The 14,082-nt window shown below is 72.1% G+C and carries 17 protein-coding genes; 4 read left to right on the top strand and 13 right to left on the bottom strand.

Annotated elements, in window-relative coordinates:
* Positions 1-15: 15 nt before the first annotated feature.
* The 10 genes from ACZ6ZI_RS35905 to ACZ6ZI_RS35860 all read right to left on the bottom strand — a co-directional run bounded on the left by ACZ6ZI_RS35905 (position 16) and on the right by ACZ6ZI_RS35860 (position 8,566).
* Positions 16-756 (bottom strand): phytanoyl-CoA dioxygenase family protein, encoded by a 741-nt coding sequence (locus ACZ6ZI_RS35905; RefSeq protein WP_469528299.1) that lies wholly within the window; start codon positions 754-756, stop codon positions 16-18.
* A complete protein-coding gene (locus ACZ6ZI_RS35900) occupies positions 747-1,535 on the bottom strand; it encodes a creatininase family protein (protein ID WP_469528297.1) in 789 nt (262 codons plus the stop codon). The genes ACZ6ZI_RS35905 and ACZ6ZI_RS35900 overlap by 10 nt, the downstream gene beginning before the upstream one ends.
* The gene (locus ACZ6ZI_RS35895) at positions 1,532-2,320 is read right to left on the bottom strand and encodes a class I SAM-dependent methyltransferase (RefSeq protein ID WP_469528296.1); all 789 of its coding nucleotides are present in this window, start codon (positions 2,318-2,320) and stop codon (positions 1,532-1,534) included. The genes ACZ6ZI_RS35900 and ACZ6ZI_RS35895 overlap by 4 nt, the downstream gene beginning before the upstream one ends.
* Positions 2,317-2,988, bottom strand: coding sequence for an HAD family hydrolase (locus tag ACZ6ZI_RS35890; RefSeq protein ID WP_469528295.1), 672 nt, complete (start codon positions 2,986-2,988; stop codon positions 2,317-2,319). Before ACZ6ZI_RS35890 ends, ACZ6ZI_RS35895 begins: the two co-directional genes overlap by 4 nt.
* On the bottom strand, positions 2,985-3,428 hold the full coding sequence (locus tag ACZ6ZI_RS35885; RefSeq protein ID WP_469528293.1) for a hypothetical protein: 444 nt from the start codon (positions 3,426-3,428) through the stop codon (positions 2,985-2,987). The genes ACZ6ZI_RS35890 and ACZ6ZI_RS35885 overlap by 4 nt, the downstream gene beginning before the upstream one ends.
* Positions 3,422-4,438, bottom strand: coding sequence for an enolase C-terminal domain-like protein (locus tag ACZ6ZI_RS35880; RefSeq protein WP_469528291.1), 1,017 nt, complete (start codon positions 4,436-4,438; stop codon positions 3,422-3,424). Before ACZ6ZI_RS35880 ends, ACZ6ZI_RS35885 begins: the two co-directional genes overlap by 7 nt.
* Complete coding sequence (locus tag ACZ6ZI_RS35875; RefSeq protein ID WP_469528288.1) at positions 4,423-6,474, bottom strand: phosphoketolase family protein; 2,052 nt, start codon at positions 6,472-6,474, stop codon at positions 4,423-4,425. Before ACZ6ZI_RS35875 ends, ACZ6ZI_RS35880 begins: the two co-directional genes overlap by 16 nt.
* Positions 6,471-7,514, bottom strand: coding sequence for a hypothetical protein (locus ACZ6ZI_RS35870; RefSeq protein ID WP_469528285.1), 1,044 nt, complete (start codon positions 7,512-7,514; stop codon positions 6,471-6,473). Before ACZ6ZI_RS35870 ends, ACZ6ZI_RS35875 begins: the two co-directional genes overlap by 4 nt.
* 306 nt (positions 7,515-7,820) lie before the next feature.
* Positions 7,821-8,159, bottom strand: coding sequence for a hypothetical protein (locus ACZ6ZI_RS35865; protein ID WP_469528282.1), 339 nt, complete (start codon positions 8,157-8,159; stop codon positions 7,821-7,823).
* Positions 8,156-8,566 (bottom strand): ATP-binding protein, encoded by a 411-nt coding sequence (locus tag ACZ6ZI_RS35860; protein ID WP_469528280.1) that lies wholly within the window; start codon positions 8,564-8,566, stop codon positions 8,156-8,158. Before ACZ6ZI_RS35860 ends, ACZ6ZI_RS35865 begins: the two co-directional genes overlap by 4 nt.
* Before the next feature lie 503 nt (positions 8,567-9,069).
* On the opposite strand from ACZ6ZI_RS35860, the gene ACZ6ZI_RS35855 reads away from it, so the two are divergent.
* Positions 9,070-9,924, top strand: coding sequence for a helix-turn-helix domain-containing protein (locus ACZ6ZI_RS35855; RefSeq protein WP_469528277.1), 855 nt, complete (start codon positions 9,070-9,072; stop codon positions 9,922-9,924).
* Positions 9,921-10,157, top strand: a complete 237-nt coding sequence (locus ACZ6ZI_RS35850; RefSeq protein ID WP_469528275.1) for a DUF397 domain-containing protein — start codon at positions 9,921-9,923, stop codon at positions 10,155-10,157. The genes ACZ6ZI_RS35855 and ACZ6ZI_RS35850 overlap by 4 nt, the downstream gene beginning before the upstream one ends.
* A 288-nt stretch (positions 10,158-10,445) precedes the next feature.
* On the opposite strand, the gene ACZ6ZI_RS35845 is transcribed toward ACZ6ZI_RS35850, so the two are convergent.
* The 3 genes from ACZ6ZI_RS35845 to ACZ6ZI_RS35835 form a co-directional block, all read right to left on the bottom strand.
* A complete protein-coding gene (locus ACZ6ZI_RS35845) occupies positions 10,446-10,970 on the bottom strand; it encodes a DUF6207 family protein (protein ID WP_469528272.1) in 525 nt (174 codons plus the stop codon).
* A gap of 121 nt (positions 10,971-11,091) precedes the next feature.
* Entirely contained in the window at positions 11,092-11,661 is a 570-nt protein-coding gene (locus ACZ6ZI_RS35840; RefSeq protein WP_469528270.1) for a flavoprotein, read from the bottom strand.
* Entirely contained in the window at positions 11,658-12,908 is a 1,251-nt protein-coding gene (locus ACZ6ZI_RS35835) for a helix-turn-helix domain-containing protein (RefSeq protein ID WP_469528268.1), read from the bottom strand. Before ACZ6ZI_RS35835 ends, ACZ6ZI_RS35840 begins: the two co-directional genes overlap by 4 nt.
* A gap of 79 nt (positions 12,909-12,987) precedes the next feature.
* Here ACZ6ZI_RS35835 and ACZ6ZI_RS35830 point away from each other — a divergent pair, with 79 nt between their 5' ends.
* Complete coding sequence (locus tag ACZ6ZI_RS35830) at positions 12,988-13,467, top strand: hypothetical protein (RefSeq protein WP_469528264.1); 480 nt, start codon at positions 12,988-12,990, stop codon at positions 13,465-13,467.
* 135 nt (positions 13,468-13,602) lie between these two features.
* Complete coding sequence (locus ACZ6ZI_RS35825; protein WP_469528261.1) at positions 13,603-14,019, top strand: hypothetical protein; 417 nt, start codon at positions 13,603-13,605, stop codon at positions 14,017-14,019.
* The last annotated feature ends 63 nt before the right edge of the window (positions 14,020-14,082 follow it).

The following is a 14,082-nucleotide window of genomic DNA, read 5'->3' as shown; positions in this document are numbered from 1 at the left end:
TGGTGTCCTTCCCGGTCAGGGGGTCAGGGTGGGGTAGTCGAGCCAGGGGTCGCGCAGTGCGTCGAGGCGCCGGCTGGCGTGCTCGGTGTGGGAGACGCGGAAGTAGGCCATGAGCCGGGGAGTGGTGGTGTGGTTGGTGCCGACGGCGTGCGGGACCAGGTGGTGCATGAAGAGGACGTCGCCGATGTCGGCGAGGAGCGGTTCGCCGTCGGTGGTGTCGATGTCCGGGGGGACTTGGTCGGTGATGCCGCGGGCCCATTCGGTGGCGAACCAGTCGGACATGGTCAGGTGTCCGCCGGGGACGTAGTGGAGGGCGCCGGCGTCGGGGCGGGTGATCGGGGAGAGGACGACGCCGACCAGGAGGGAGAAGGTGCGCAGTTCGGCGGGGTCGAGGTGGGGGCAGCCGACGCCGTCCACGTGCATCGTCTTCTCCGGCTGGGCGGCGGCTGGCGGGTCGGTGGGGATGCGGATCTGGACTTGGGTGGTGGTGACGGGGGCCGGGTCGGTCAGGAGGTCTCGGGCGATGTCGGCGGCGCCGGTGGCGGTGTAGAGGTCGAGGAGGGCCGGGTGCTGGCCGTGTTCGGGGGCGAAGGTGCGCTGGGTGTACTCGGTCAGGCGGTCGGGTTCGTAGTCCTTGGCGAACCAGGTGGTGATGAGGTCGCGGGCGGGGCCGGTGTGGGCGTCGGCGGCGAGTCCGCGGCGGACGAACATGCCGTCGCGGCGGAATCGGGCGCGCTCGTCGTCGGTCACGAGCATGGGCTCTTCCTTCCGGTGAGGGCTGCCAATGCGGGTACGGAGGCGGCGACGGCCTGGTCCAGGAGGCGGGCGCCGAGGGCCGGGGTGGCGGTGCGTGGGTCGTTGCCGATGACCCCGGCGGCGGCGATGCGGGGGTCGCTTGAGGACCAGGGCCAGCTCACGCCCCGGTCGGTGACCTGTCGGCGGATCTCGTCGGCGTCTTGCGGCGGGTGGTAGGCGAGTTGGTCGAGGCGGACCGTGTCGGGCGCGAGGTGGAGCATGAGCGCGGTCTCGTGGAGGCCGGCGTGGATCTCGGGCCGGTCGCCGGCGGGAAGGTGGGCCAGTGCCAGTGGGTGCAGGACGCACACGCTGATGTCGTGGGCGTGGCCGAGTTCGTAGACGAGGGCGGCCAGCACGCTGCGGTTGCCGCCGTGCCCGTTGACCAGGACCAGATGCCGGGCTTTGGTGGCGCGCACGTACTGGGCGACGAGGGTGTGCAGCAGGGTGGTGAACTCGGTGATGGTCAGCGACAGGGTGCCGGGGGCCCAGGCGTGCTCGGGGGCGATGCCGTACGGGACGATCGGGAGCTGCCACAGGTCGAAGGCCTCGCCGTGCGCGGCGACCAGGTGCCGGGTGAACTCCTCGGCGATGACGGTGTCGGTGGCCAGCGGTAAGTGGGGGCCGTGCTGTTCGGTGGAGCCCACGGGCAGGCACAGCACGGTGGCGGCCTGCACGTAGGCGGGGAGGGCGGCGGCGGTCAGCCGGTCGAGCCGGCGGATACCGCCGCCGGGGCCGGTCATGCGGCGCGCCGTCCGACGCGGACGAGGAACTCGTTGCTCTCGTGGAAGGTGTCCTCGTCGGAGAACCCGCGCAGTGTCTTCTGCACGGCGGTCTCGAACTCCTCCAGCCGGTCGCCGAAGAGGGCGGGGGTGGCGAAGCTGGTGGAGTAGAGGTAGCCGAGGATGCCCGCGGTGTTCCAGGTCCGGGTGACCGGGACGGTGAACTCCTCGACCTGGTTGAACGGGGACTCCTCCATGATCTCGCTGTAGGGGCGGTTGTGGTGCTGGAAGGTGCCGCTGCCCGCGCGGCGTTCCTCGCCGAGGAAGTCCTTGATGACCTGCTTGACGGCGGCCTTCCAGTCGCTCTCGGCAGCCCAGAAGCTGTGGTCGGCGAACACGGCCACCGCCCCGCCCTCGGCGACCTGGGAGTCCAGCAGGGCCAGCACGCCGGCCTGGTCGAGCCAGTGGAACGCCCGGCAGATCGTGACGAGGTCCGCCTTCCAGTCGGCGGGCGGGCGGAAGTCCTCCGCGGTCGAGGTGACCAGCGACAGCGTGGTGCCCTGCGGGACCTTGGGACGGAGCGCCTCTTCGGCGGTGGCGATCATGTCGGGGTCGTTGTCGCAGGCGATGACGTCCGTGAAGTACGGCATCATCGCCTCGGCGACCAGGCCGGTGCCGGTGCCGACGTCCAGCAGGCGGCGCGGCCGACGGTCAGGCGCATACGCGGCGAGGCGGGCGGCGAGGTCGTCGGGGATGCCGGGCCGGTACTGGCGGTAATAGCTGGAGGTCCCGGTGAACAGGCTCATGACGTGGTCCCTTCGGAGATGTTGAGGGTTCGGATGAGGGCGGCCGCGTCGGCGAGGGTGGCGGCCACGTGGACATGCTGCCGCCCGAAGGTGGGCGGTGTGTCGGGAATGGGCCGGTCTTTGGAGATCCACACCGGGACTGCACCGGCCTCCAGGGCGCCCAGGACGTCACAGGCCCAGTCGTCGCCGATGTGAATCATGCTGGCCGGTGCCACGCCGTGCCGTTCGGCGACGGTGAGGAAGGCGCGGGGGTCGGGCTTGGCGTAGCCGAGGGTGCAGGACGGGAACAGGTCGGTGACCCAGGGCGCGAGGCGTTGACGCAGGCCGTCGGTGTCGGCGTCCACACAGGTGACGTTGGACAGGGTGACCACCGGCGCGATGCCGGCCAGGTCGCGCAGGGCGTCGAGGGCGTACGGGTACAGGGTGAGCGGGGCGGCGGGCAGGTCGCGGGGGAAGTCGGCCGGCTCGATGCCGAGGGCGTCGGCGAGTTCGGCCGCGAGGGCGTCGGTGATGGTGGGCTGGGTGTGCAGGCGGCCGCGCATGACGGCGCGGGCCTGATCGGCGGGCAGCGGTGAGGCGTCGGTGAGCTGCATGGTCAGGCCGGGGCCGTCGGCTTCGCCGATGGTTCCGCCGACGTCCACGCTGATGAGCTTCACGGGCTGGGTCACTCGGGGTCTCCTTCGAGGGTGGGCAGGCCGGTGACGATCGCGGCCAGGCGCTCGGTGCGGATGGCTTCGGTGGTTGCTTCGCCGAGGAAGGTCAGGGCGTAGCGCAGTTCGGCATCGTCGAGGGCGTCGAGGTCGCGGCGGGCCGTGGTGGCCGCGGCGCGGAGGTCGTCGGGGACGTCGCGGGGGCGCTGGCCGTGGCGCAGGTGGAGCGTGGCCGACCACTGCTCGGGGAGGCCGGCGGGGAGCGGCTGGGTGGGCTGGAGGGTGGTGCTGTCGTCGAGGGTGGTGATGCGCACCGGGATGTCGTGTCCGTGGAGGGTGAGGGTGCCGGTCAGGAAGGTGTCGTGTCCTTCGAGGCGTGTGTCCAGGACGAGCAGCGGGCCGGTGGCGGCGGGAACGGTGCGGCCCCGTACGGGCAGGGCGCGGGGTGAGTTCAGCATGGTGCGCTCCTCGGGGCGGTGCCCAGGCCTGGGGTGGTGGGCAGGGTGAGGTGTCCGCGGTCGGGTTCGACGGGGTGGGCGTAGAGGTTCTGGCGGCCGGGTTCCCACTGCTGCCGGTATTCGACGGCCAGGACGCGGTCGGGCCGGGCGGCGGCCAGGTGGAGGCCGGGCTGGAAGGAGCGGCCGTGCGGGAAGACGGGGGTGGTGGTGCGGGCCAGGATCCGGCGGGCGGCGGTGAGTCCGCCGCAGCCGACCACGTCCAGGGTGAGCGCGGCCGGCCTGATCGCGGCGAGGATGGCGGGCGCGTCGTCGGTCAGGGTGAGCCGCTCCCCCACCGCGAGCGGAAGGGTACGCAGCTGCTCGTAGGCGCGCAGGTTCTCGGCGGGGGCCGGGTCCTCCAGCCAGACGAGCGCGGCCGGGTCGGCGGCTGCGGCGAACTCGGCCGCGAGCGGCGGCGGCCAGGTGCCGACGGCGTCGACCGCCACCGGTTCGGCTGTCGCGGCGGCGTGCAGAAGGTCGGCGAGCGCTTCCCCGCTGGCGCCCGGTCGGTTCCGCAGGCCCCACTTTGTGAAGGCCCAGCCCTGGGCGCTGACCTCGGCAATCAGGTCTGCGATGGCGGGGTGGGCGAGGTCGCGGGTCAACCAGGACGAGTACCCGGCCATTCGGTGCTGTAGCGGCTCGTCGGTCAGCAGGCCAGCGACCGGGCAGCCCTCGGCCCGGGCATGGAGGTCCCAGGCCGCGCAGTCCAGCGCGCCGACCGCCCACGAACCGGCCCGGGAGCGGGGGGCTGCCTGGGCCAGGCGGTCCTGGAGGCTTTCGTGGTCGGCGGCGTTGGTGCCGACGAGGACGGGAGCCAGGCCGCGGCTGGTACGGGCGACGGGGTCGGCGAGGGGCCCGTACCAGCCGGTCGCCGAGCCGGAGCGGACCGCGACGAAGACGGTGTCGTCGCCCGGCCCGGCGTGCTCGGCGAGATCGGCGAAGTAGAAGGAGTCGATCACCAGGTGTCGCATCGCGTCCTCGCCTTCAGCAGGCGCCCGGCGGCCGCGAGGAGACCCTCGGGGGTCATGTCGGCGAAGGCTGCGAGGTCGGGCTGGGAGCGGGGGCCGTCGGTCTCCCGCCAGCCGATCACCTCGACCGGCCGGGCGTACCTGGCCTTCAGGAGGGACCAGATCGCGGCCGGGTGCCCGAGGGTGACGACCAGCAGTGCCGCGTCCTCGCCGAGCAGGAAGTCCTGCTCGGCGGTGGGCAGCCCGGCGGGCCACACGGCGGGGTCGCCGAGCACGGTCAGGTCGAGGACGGACACCACGCGCACCGCCACCCCCAGCTCCGCTCGGATCCGGGGCAGCGCCTCGGCGGTGACTGCGGCGGGCAGGTCCCCGCACACCACCACGGTCAAGGCCGGCGGCTGGGTGTCGGAGAGGGCGGGCCAGACGGCCAGCCCCCGGTCGAGCTCCTCGCGGAGCGTGTCGGCAGGGACGGGCGGCAGCGGGTGCTTGCCCGCGACGATCACGTTGAGCTGGCCCGTGCTGGTGAACGCGTCGTCCAGGACAGCTGCCAGCCTGGCCGGGTCGGCCGGCGTCAACACCCGTAGGGCCGGGTCCTCCAGGGCGAGGAGCGCCGTGGTCAGGGACGGGTCGCCGTGCGTGTAGGTGTTGTGCCAGCCGTAGGACGTCAGGAGCAGGTTGAAGCTCGGCCGCGGGCAGGCGCCGGGCATCCGCTGCTGTTTGAGCAGGGAGACGACCCCGGTCGCCAGGAGCGGGGCGAAGGCCTCGTAGGAGATGAGGACCCCTCGGCCGCCAGCGGCGTTGAAGCCGGCGAGCTGCTCCCCCAGGACCTCCTCGGCGAGGACCTCGGTGGTCCAGGGCCGCCCGCCGAGTTCGGCGAGGCGGTTGGAGGCCAGCTCGTCGGGGCTGAACACCCTGAAGTCACCGGCGCGGGCGTGGGCGCGGATCACGGTGGTGGCGGCGTCGGCGAACGAGGAGGGCTGCTGCCAAACGGTCACGGCTGGCGCCGGAGCGGGACGGGGTGCCTTCAGGCGGGGCCAGCCGGTCTCGGCGAGGGCAGCGGCAAGGTCGGGGCCCGGGTGGCCGTCGTCGGTGAACAGATCCTCGGGCCGGTACGAGGACAGCCACGCTTCCAGTGCGTGCAGCTGGGCGGAGTCGGTGGCGGCCCGGGTGAGCGGGGTCTTGTGGGCGCGGGCGGTGCCGAGGACCTGCTGCCCGCCGACGGTGGCGGGGCCGCTCCAGCCCTTGACGCACCGCATGAACAGCACCGTGCGGCGTCCGGCGAGGGTGTCGGCGACGGACTCGGCGAGCTCGGTGTGGAAGACCGCGTGGCCGTCGTCCGGGACGGTGATGGTGCGGGCGTTCCAGCCGAGCCCGGCGGCGTACGCGGTCAGGGCCCGTTCATCGAGGTTGGCGAGGAGGCTGGGGGCGCCCATGCGGAAGCCGTTGAGGTGGACGAGGGGCAGCACCGGGGTGCCGGGCAGGTTGTGGGCGGCGAGCCAGGCCGCGGCGGTGGTGGGGGTCTCGCACTCGCCGTCGCCCAGGACCGGCACGATCACCCGGCCGGGGCCGGACGCGAGGGCGGCGCCCTGGGCGAAGGGGAGGCAGCCGCCGAGCCGGCCGCCGAGGAAGTCCCCGGCGGGCAGGGCCGGGGTGACCTCGGAGCCGAGGCCGGCGACCTCGGGGAAGGACCGGCACAGGTTCGCCAGACCTTGCTCGTCGCGGGTGAACTGGGGCCGGGCGGCGGTCAGGTGGCCGGTGAGCCAGCCTGCGGCGATCTGGGCGACTCCGGCGTGTCCGGCGCCCAGCAGCGGTACCAGCTCCGTGCGGCCGGTGCTGCCGATACCGGACAGCAGGGTGATGTGGGCCAGTGCCCAGGCCGTCCCGGGCACGGTGCCCCAGTGGCCGGCCGGGTGCGCCTTCACGTCCCCTGGGGACAGGGGGCGGCGCAGCAGGACGTTGTCGCGCAGGTGGATCTGCGCGGCGGCCACGTATGTCTGCGCCCGCCACAACAGATCCGCCGTCGGGCCGGGGCCGGTCATGCCTGGACCAGGCGTTCGGGGCCGAAGGTGAAGTACCACAGGGGCCGGTAGCACTCCCAGGCCTTGGGGCGCAGCCCGGTCGGGCCGAGGATGTCCTCCAGGACGGTGCGGGCCTTGAGGTAGAAGGCGAGGTCGGTGGCGTCGGGGGCGCGGAGGCCGGCCATGATGCGGTTGTGGGCCTGGTAGACCTGGAGATTGGGGAACTCGGTCACGTGCGGGGCGAGGTCTCGGACGCCGTCCTCCATGGCGGCCAGGTCGTCGAGGCCGACGATGTAGGTGAACGAGGTGTCGTGTCCGGCGCCTACGGCCCGGCGCAGCACGGACGGCATCTCCTTCCTGGTGAGCTCGGCTTTGGAGGCCTTCAGCAGCAGGTCGCGGCGGGTGAAGCACTCGGCGGTCATCCGCAGGACGAACGGGCCGGCCGTACGGGCCAGGGTGTCGAAGGCGGGCTGGGTGCGCAGCACGGAGGTGAGGAACCCGATCCTGGCGGTGATGCCGGCTTCGGTCAGCACCGTGCGGAGGTCGCCGAGGTGCTCGACGGCGGCCTGCTCGCGTTCGAAGCAGCCGGTGGAGACGGTGACCTCCTCCAGCCCGGCCAGGGTACCGGCCGGGTGCTGGTGGGCCATGGCGTCCAGGAGCTCACGCACCGCGCGCTGCTCGGACAGGCGGGGGTCGGCGGCGGCTTCCAGGGTGTTGGGGCAGAACGCGCAGCCGACGCAGCGGCTGCGGGCGTTGGGGTTGAGGGTCGCGGCGCGGCCGTCGTTGCGGAAGTAGCCGCCCACGGCCTCGTCCGCGTCGATCCGCGTGACGGTGGCGACGGGGATTCCGGCCAGGAGGAGGGTGTCCTCGTCGAGTTCGAACGGCGAGGCGGAGGCGTTGAGCGGGACGATCACCTGCCACCGCGCCGCAGGCGCCGACGCGAGGCGGATCAGGACCCGGGCGCGGTGGCGGTTCTGCGGGGAGCGGATGCCGTGCAGGTTGATCGCGATCAGGAGCGCGTCCTCGACGGGCACGCCGTGGCGGGCGGCGAGGGCGGCCATGCCGTCTAAGTCGGTGGTGTGGGATTCACGCGGTGTGGTGGCAGGCACAGGGGCCCTCCATCCGGTCAAAGGGGACGGACGCGGTGAACTTCCGTACGGTGCAGGCTCGGTTGCATGCGGGCAAGGGGTTGGAGCGAGGTTGGCCGGCCGATGCGCGGTGGTGCCCGTCCCCGGCTGCTCGACCTGTCCAGGGTTTGTTCAGCCGGGGACGGTGCCCCGGTCCGGCGGTGCTGTCGTTCGGGGTGCCGGGCCGGGGGTCTGGCCGGTGACGACGCGGGCCCGGGGGCGCCGCGCTGCCACCGGAGTTCAGAGGGTGGGGCGGGTGCGGGATCCGCAGCGGCAGGCCCGCGCTTCTGCGGTACGGGCGGCCGGTCCGGCGGGGAGGACCTGCGCCGTGTCGTTGGCCGGCCTGCGGGTCGGCTGTGCTTCGGCGCGTGCCTGGTCCGGAACGGTGATCGAGGGGCCGGGGGTGGCGCCGTCGGCCTGGTGGGCGCAGGAGAGGGCTAGGACGGCCAGGCCGAGCACGTTGCCTGTCGTCAGCAGCAGCCCTGCGACCACGTTCCCGTCCGGTCGGGCGTGCCGGCGCTTCCGGGGCGGTCTCAGGTCGGTAGGGCCGTGTAACTCGCCCCAGTCACCGGTGCTCATGATGTCGCCTTGCCGGTGGTGAGTTCGGCCCAGACCTGCTTGCCGGTCCGAAACCGCTTGCTGCCCCACCGGGTGGCGAACTGGTCGACGAGCTGGAGTCCGCGGCCGGACTCGGTCTCGTCATCGGGGGTGTCGGTCGCGGGGGCGGGGAGGGTACGGCTGGTGTCGGTGACGACGATCCGCACGTGGTCGGGATGCCGGGTGACGGAGACGCCGATCCGGCGGGACGCGGTGTGCTGGACGGCGTTCGCGACGAGCTCGGAGACGATCAGCTGCGCGTCGTCGACCAGGGCATCGAGGCCCCAGGTGCGCAGGCAGAGGGTGACGTCGCGTCGGGCGCGGGCCGGTGCGGTGTCGCGGGGCGAATAGCCGTCGCTGTAGCGCTGGGCGCCGGTGGGGGCTGCCACGTCTTCCGCCAGGGCGCCGGTCACCGGGCGGCCCTGTCGGCGTGGGGGCCCTGCATGGCGCGGGCGGCGAGGGACGGACGGTGGGTGCGGGGTGTGCGAGTGGTGCTCTGGCTCATGGGTGGCCTCGGCAGGTTGGGAGCGGGTGTGGGATGCGTGGCCTTGTGTCCCCGACGGGGGCGGGGACACAAGGCCGGTGGGCCGGTCTTGCTCGAACCCGGCCGTTCCGGGGGCCGCGACCTGTCACCTCAGCGTGATCATTTGCTGACATTCGGTCACGGCGTCACGTTGGAAGGATGCACCCGATGACGCGATGCCTGCAACCATTGCAACCAAACTCGCAACGGTTGAAGGGTTGTTCGGTCGACTTCCACTCCCGCGGACGGGCAGACTGACCCGGAAAGAGGACGCCGCACCCCGGAAGGGGAAGATCCGCCCCGCGCATCGACCGGTCAGCCCGAAGAGAGGTTCAACTTCCCGTGCCCACACCGCCGCTTGTGCAGACCGTGCGCAGACGCCGTCTCGGCAGCGCGCTGCGCACCTTCAGGAAGAACGCCGGCTTCAACACCTCCGACAGCGCCGCTCAGGCTGTCGGGTGGGACGCCAGCAAGATCAACCGGATCGAGAACGCCAAGGCACACCTGCTGATCAAGGACGTCAAGCCGCTCCTGGAGGCCTACGGGGTCACCGACGAGACGGTGGTCACCGCGATGGAGGAACTGGCCCGCGACGCCAACAAGGTCGGCTGGTGGAGCAACTACGGCGACCTGCCCGAGACCAACTACAAGGACTACATCGGCCTTGAGGAAGACGCGGAGGCCACCCGGATCTACCTCCCCGGGGTGCTCCCCGGCCTGCTGCAGATCCCCCAGTACGCCCGCGAGATCATCACCGCCACGGCCATCACCCGAACCTCCGAGGAGGTCTCCGTCCTGGTGGAGATGCGCAAGAAGCGCCAGGCCATCCTCACCGACACCGGCCGACCGGGAGGACCTCTCGACCTGTGGGCGGTCATCCACGAGTCGACCCTGCACTACCGCTCGGCTTCCCACCCCTCGCTCATGCGCGAGCAGCTGCGTCACCTGCTCGACATGGCCGACCGGCCCAACATCACCATCCAGGTGATGCCGATACTCACCACCCCTCACCCCGGAATGGCGGGCCCGTTCCACATCGTCCGGTTCCCACACCCCTGGCCCACCGTGATCAGCGTGGAGACCCTGCGCGGTGGGTCCTTCGCCGAGGGCACCGACGACGTGAAGGTCTACGAAGCCGCCTTCGAACGGATCGTGGCCGCAGCACTCCCCGTCGACGACTCGCGGGAGAAGATCAAATCCATCATGGAGGACGACACGTCATGACCGACACGACCAGGCTGTACTCCACCGACCTACCCGAAGCGCACTGGCTCAAGTCGTCGTTCAGCGACGCCGGCGAACAGTGCGTCGAGATCGCCGACGTCAGGGCCACCCGCGGCTTCATCGCCGTCCGCGACTCGAAGCAGCCGACTGGCCCGGCACTCGCCCTCACCCAGGCCGCGTTCACCGCCTTCCTGCCGCACGCGGCAGCCGCCTCCACCACCCCCGCCACCTGACCCGGCCACCTACGACCAAGGCCCGGGTTCCCCCAGCCCGCAGCGGGGGGGAACCCGGGCCTTGCCCGTACGGCAGATACCCTGCCGACGTGACTGCGTTTCTTTTGGCTCGCGGGACGGATCCGCTCCGCGGCACTGGTGGTGTATTCCCGGCTGCCGAGGCAGAGGAGGTCACTGGCTGACCGCGGAACTGATCCGGGCCGGGGTTAGAAGGTCGTCCGACACCTGATCTCTTCACAGATCATTCGTCCCAGGGGCTCGCATTACGTGACCCGGGCCTCTGGGGAACTACGCCTCGTCCACAGGCAGGGCGGCACAGTCCGTGCAGCGCTCGTCACGGCCGTGCCCGGCCTCCTGAAGGTGCGTGGCCTTCAGCTCCCAGAACGCGTTCCGGTACAGACGCCGGGCGCGTTCACAGACGGTGCGTTCGGTGTCGTTCAGGTGGGACCAGCATGCTGTCGGGTCGTCGTGGTCGACGAAGCCCGGTGGCCATTCGGCGGCCTGTCGTGTGCAGGGCCGACCGTCCTGACGGAAGCGGACGCAGGTCGCCTTCACCGTGGGCAGCTGACCGCCCCATGGAGGTGTGGCCAGGCGTACCCACACGCGGGGGAGCTGTCGCGAGCGATGGGGTTGTGTGAGGTCGAGGTGGAGACGGCCGATGACTCCGGGCCGGCCCGGCACCCTGCGCGGGTAAGGAAGGGCCGAGGTGGCCCAGAGCGTGGCGAGGGTCTCGGCGACCTCGGTGAGGGTCCGTTCGTCAGGGGCGCTGATGTCCAGCACCACCGTTGGGTGATCGGTCGCCTCGTTCGGCATGTGTGCTCCCACGTTCTGTCAGACGACCACCGGCTGCCGTCGGTTACGGAGAGTGCGGATGTTCACTCGCCTGTGTCCTCGCTTCCCGCGGCGCGGCGGTCGTGGCCGGTACCGCGGTGAGTCAGGGCTGGTGGAGTGCGTCGAGGGTGTCGAGAGCAAGTTCCCAGGGGTAGGCGTGGACGTTGCCGTGCTTGGGCTTGTGGGGGCGGAAGCCGGGGCCGTTGCCGTCGTCGAGGAGGTAGTGGACGCCCGCCTTGCGGAGCGTGGCGACGGCGGGGGCGAGGGCGGGGTGTTGTGCCTGGGCGGCGTTGATGTAGGGCAGGGCGACGACGGGCCGCTCGGGCATGCCGAGGGCTTCGGTGATCAGGCCGAGGGCGAGGGTGTCGGCGTGGCCGGCCGCCCACTTGGTGGTGGTGTTCAAGGTGACGGGGGCGACGAGGAGGGCGTCGGGGTCGGGCAGGACGTCGGACTGGGAGGGGAGCTTGTAGGTGTGGCGGACCGGATGGCCGGTCAACTCTCGCCAGGCGTCGAGTTCGCTGTCTCCACCGGCCTCTTCGACGGACCAGCGGTGGGCTGCGGGGGTCAGGACGAGGGCGACGTCCCAACCGCGGGCCTGGGCGGCTTCGATGCCGGTGGTCACGTGGCGGGCGGGCGGGGCGGCGCAGGAGATGACGTACAGGGTTCGGGTCACGCGGGTAGTCCACAACGCTCGGCGAGCGCGCGCAACCGTCCCTCCGCGCCGCCGGCTCCCAGGAGACGTAGATCCTCGACGAGCTGGTGGGTTCGGGGGCGGCCCACGACTTCCTCGGGTGCTTCGCGTTCCGCGGCCAGAAGCGTCTCGACGGCCTTCTCCCGTCTTCCGGCCTGGCTGTAGGCGTGGGCGAGGTCGGTGAGGAGGTGGGCGCGGCGCTCTCGGGGCAGGGCGGCGCGATCGTCGGCGGTGATGGCTTCGGCGATGGCGGCTGCGGCGGCGCCTTCGTGGAGCTTGACGTGGACGGCCAAGCGGTAGAGGCGGACGTTGGTGGTGCTGAAGGCGGTGAACAGGGCGTTGCCGTCCGCGCCGGCCGGGAGGTGTGCGGCGTGTTCGTCGGCCTGGTCGAGCAGGTCGGGGACGGCGCGGGCCGCGGCGGGGGCGCGGCGGTCGCTCTGGGCCGCGGCGGTGGCCTGGGCCATGGCGGCCTTGAGGTAGAGCATGCCGAGGGTGGAGAGTCCGGCCGCGCCGCGCCGGGTGAGGCGGTGGGTGAGGCGGTCGGCGGCGGCTTGGGCGAAGGCGGCGGCCGCGTGGGGTTGTCCGTCGGCGGTGAGGGCGTCGGCCAGGTGACGGGCCGCGCAGGCCTGGATGACCGCGTCCTCGGAGCGTTCGGCGGCGAGCACCGCTTGGTGGGCGGCGAGTGAGGCGACGTCGGGGGCGCCGGTCTTGATCGCGAGGGCTTCGGCCAGCTGCAGGGTCATGGACAGGGACCGGTACGCGGCGAGGCGGTCCTCGCCGTGGTGGTGGGCAGCGGCCTGGGTGGCGGCACTCAGCAGGGCGGGCATGCGGCCGGCGAGGAGGGTGAAGACGGCGCTCGACTGGAAGGTCTGCCAGGCGTGGTGGACCGAGCGGCGCAGGATCTCGACGTCCGGAGGTTCGGCGCCGGCCGGGGTGGGGGTTCCGGTGACGATGTCGTGGCGGTGCAGGACCGCCCGGAGCGCTTCCATCTCGTCGGCCGTCCCTCCGGGCTCCCCGGTGGTCTCGGCGAGCAGAACCGCAAGGGGGACAGCGAGGACGCGGGCGGCGCTCTCCAGGACCGACAGGCGGGGATCGGCCTGCCGCGAACCTGCTTCGAGGTCCTGGACCCAGCGCTTGCTCTTGCCCATCAACGCGCCGAACGCCGTCTGCGTGAGCCGGCGCCGCCCGCGCCAGCAGGCGATGTTCGCTCCGATGCGACGGCTGTCCATGCGCGACTCCCGGCAGGGGGATCCGATGGCACGCACCGTGCGTGCCTTCCTACGGTTGTACTCGCCCTACGGTCCGCCCATGGCCAACTTCTCCAACAGCTCCCGGACATGGGCAGCGCTCCTCGACCCCCTTCCCGAAGTCTGCGGCGGCCTGAGGGTGGGCCGCTCCCGGTGGGCTGCATGCGGCCGGTCCTGGGACGCGGTCGTCGTCGCACCCCTCGAAAGAGGACTCCGAGCACTCGACCTGCTCCCCCTCCCCCTGGACGGCGGCCATACGATCGTCGCCGACCACTCCCGACAGGAACTCATCGTCCTCATCCCCACCGCCTCCGGGAACGCCCTCGCCGGAGTACCGGGGGTACGGGTCCTGGGGCGAGGCAGCGAGGTCCTGCTGCCCGCCGGCGCGTACGGCACGTACGTCGCGGCCTGGCTCAGCCGCCCCCACGACGAACACACCCAGCCGCTCGCCGACCCCGCCCGCCTGCGAGCCGCCATCGCGGCCGCCGACCGGGAACGTCGCGCCCCTGCGAAGGCGACCGAGCACGCCTTCGCCGAATGACCCCATCCCCCCACTCGCCCCGCCAGGCCCTCGCACCCTGCCCATCAGGGCGGTTGCGGGGGCCTTCGCCTCGTAGCGCCAAGGCACGCACATTGCGTGCCCACCACAACTCGTTGCGGTCGTACGGTCCCGCACATGACCGACACCGACCGCACCCTTCCTTCCCTCACCAGCACCGCCGACGCGATCCCGCGGCCCCGGATCCTGAACGGGCCTTCCTTCGGCAAGGACCTCGTCCGCACCCTCCATCAGGCGACCACCATCGTCGGGGGACTGGCTTTCAGCGACGGAAGCAACGACTCCAGCGACGTCGAGGTATCCGCGTTCGGCGCCATCGTCTGCACCGGTGACAGCCCCGCCGACGCCCTCCAGGCCGCCACCGCGGTAGCCCGCCAGGCACCGAACCTGGAAATCCACGCCCTCGCCTGGGCACGCACGGACGGCCACCGCGAAGGCACCTTCGAGTACAAGGTCACCATGACCGTCACCGCCCCAGACCCGACCACCGGCGAACACGGTGGCAACACGCATCACACTGACAGAAGCCACTGATCATCTCGAACCGTCAGCACGTCCGTGAAAGCGCGAGCGGAGCAACCCCAGAGGCTGATCACA

It is taken from the genome of Streptomyces sp. NPDC103540 (assembly GCF_055584445.1).
Note: the sequence above shows the minus strand (reverse complement) of the source record. Positions and strands in the feature narration are given on the sequence as shown.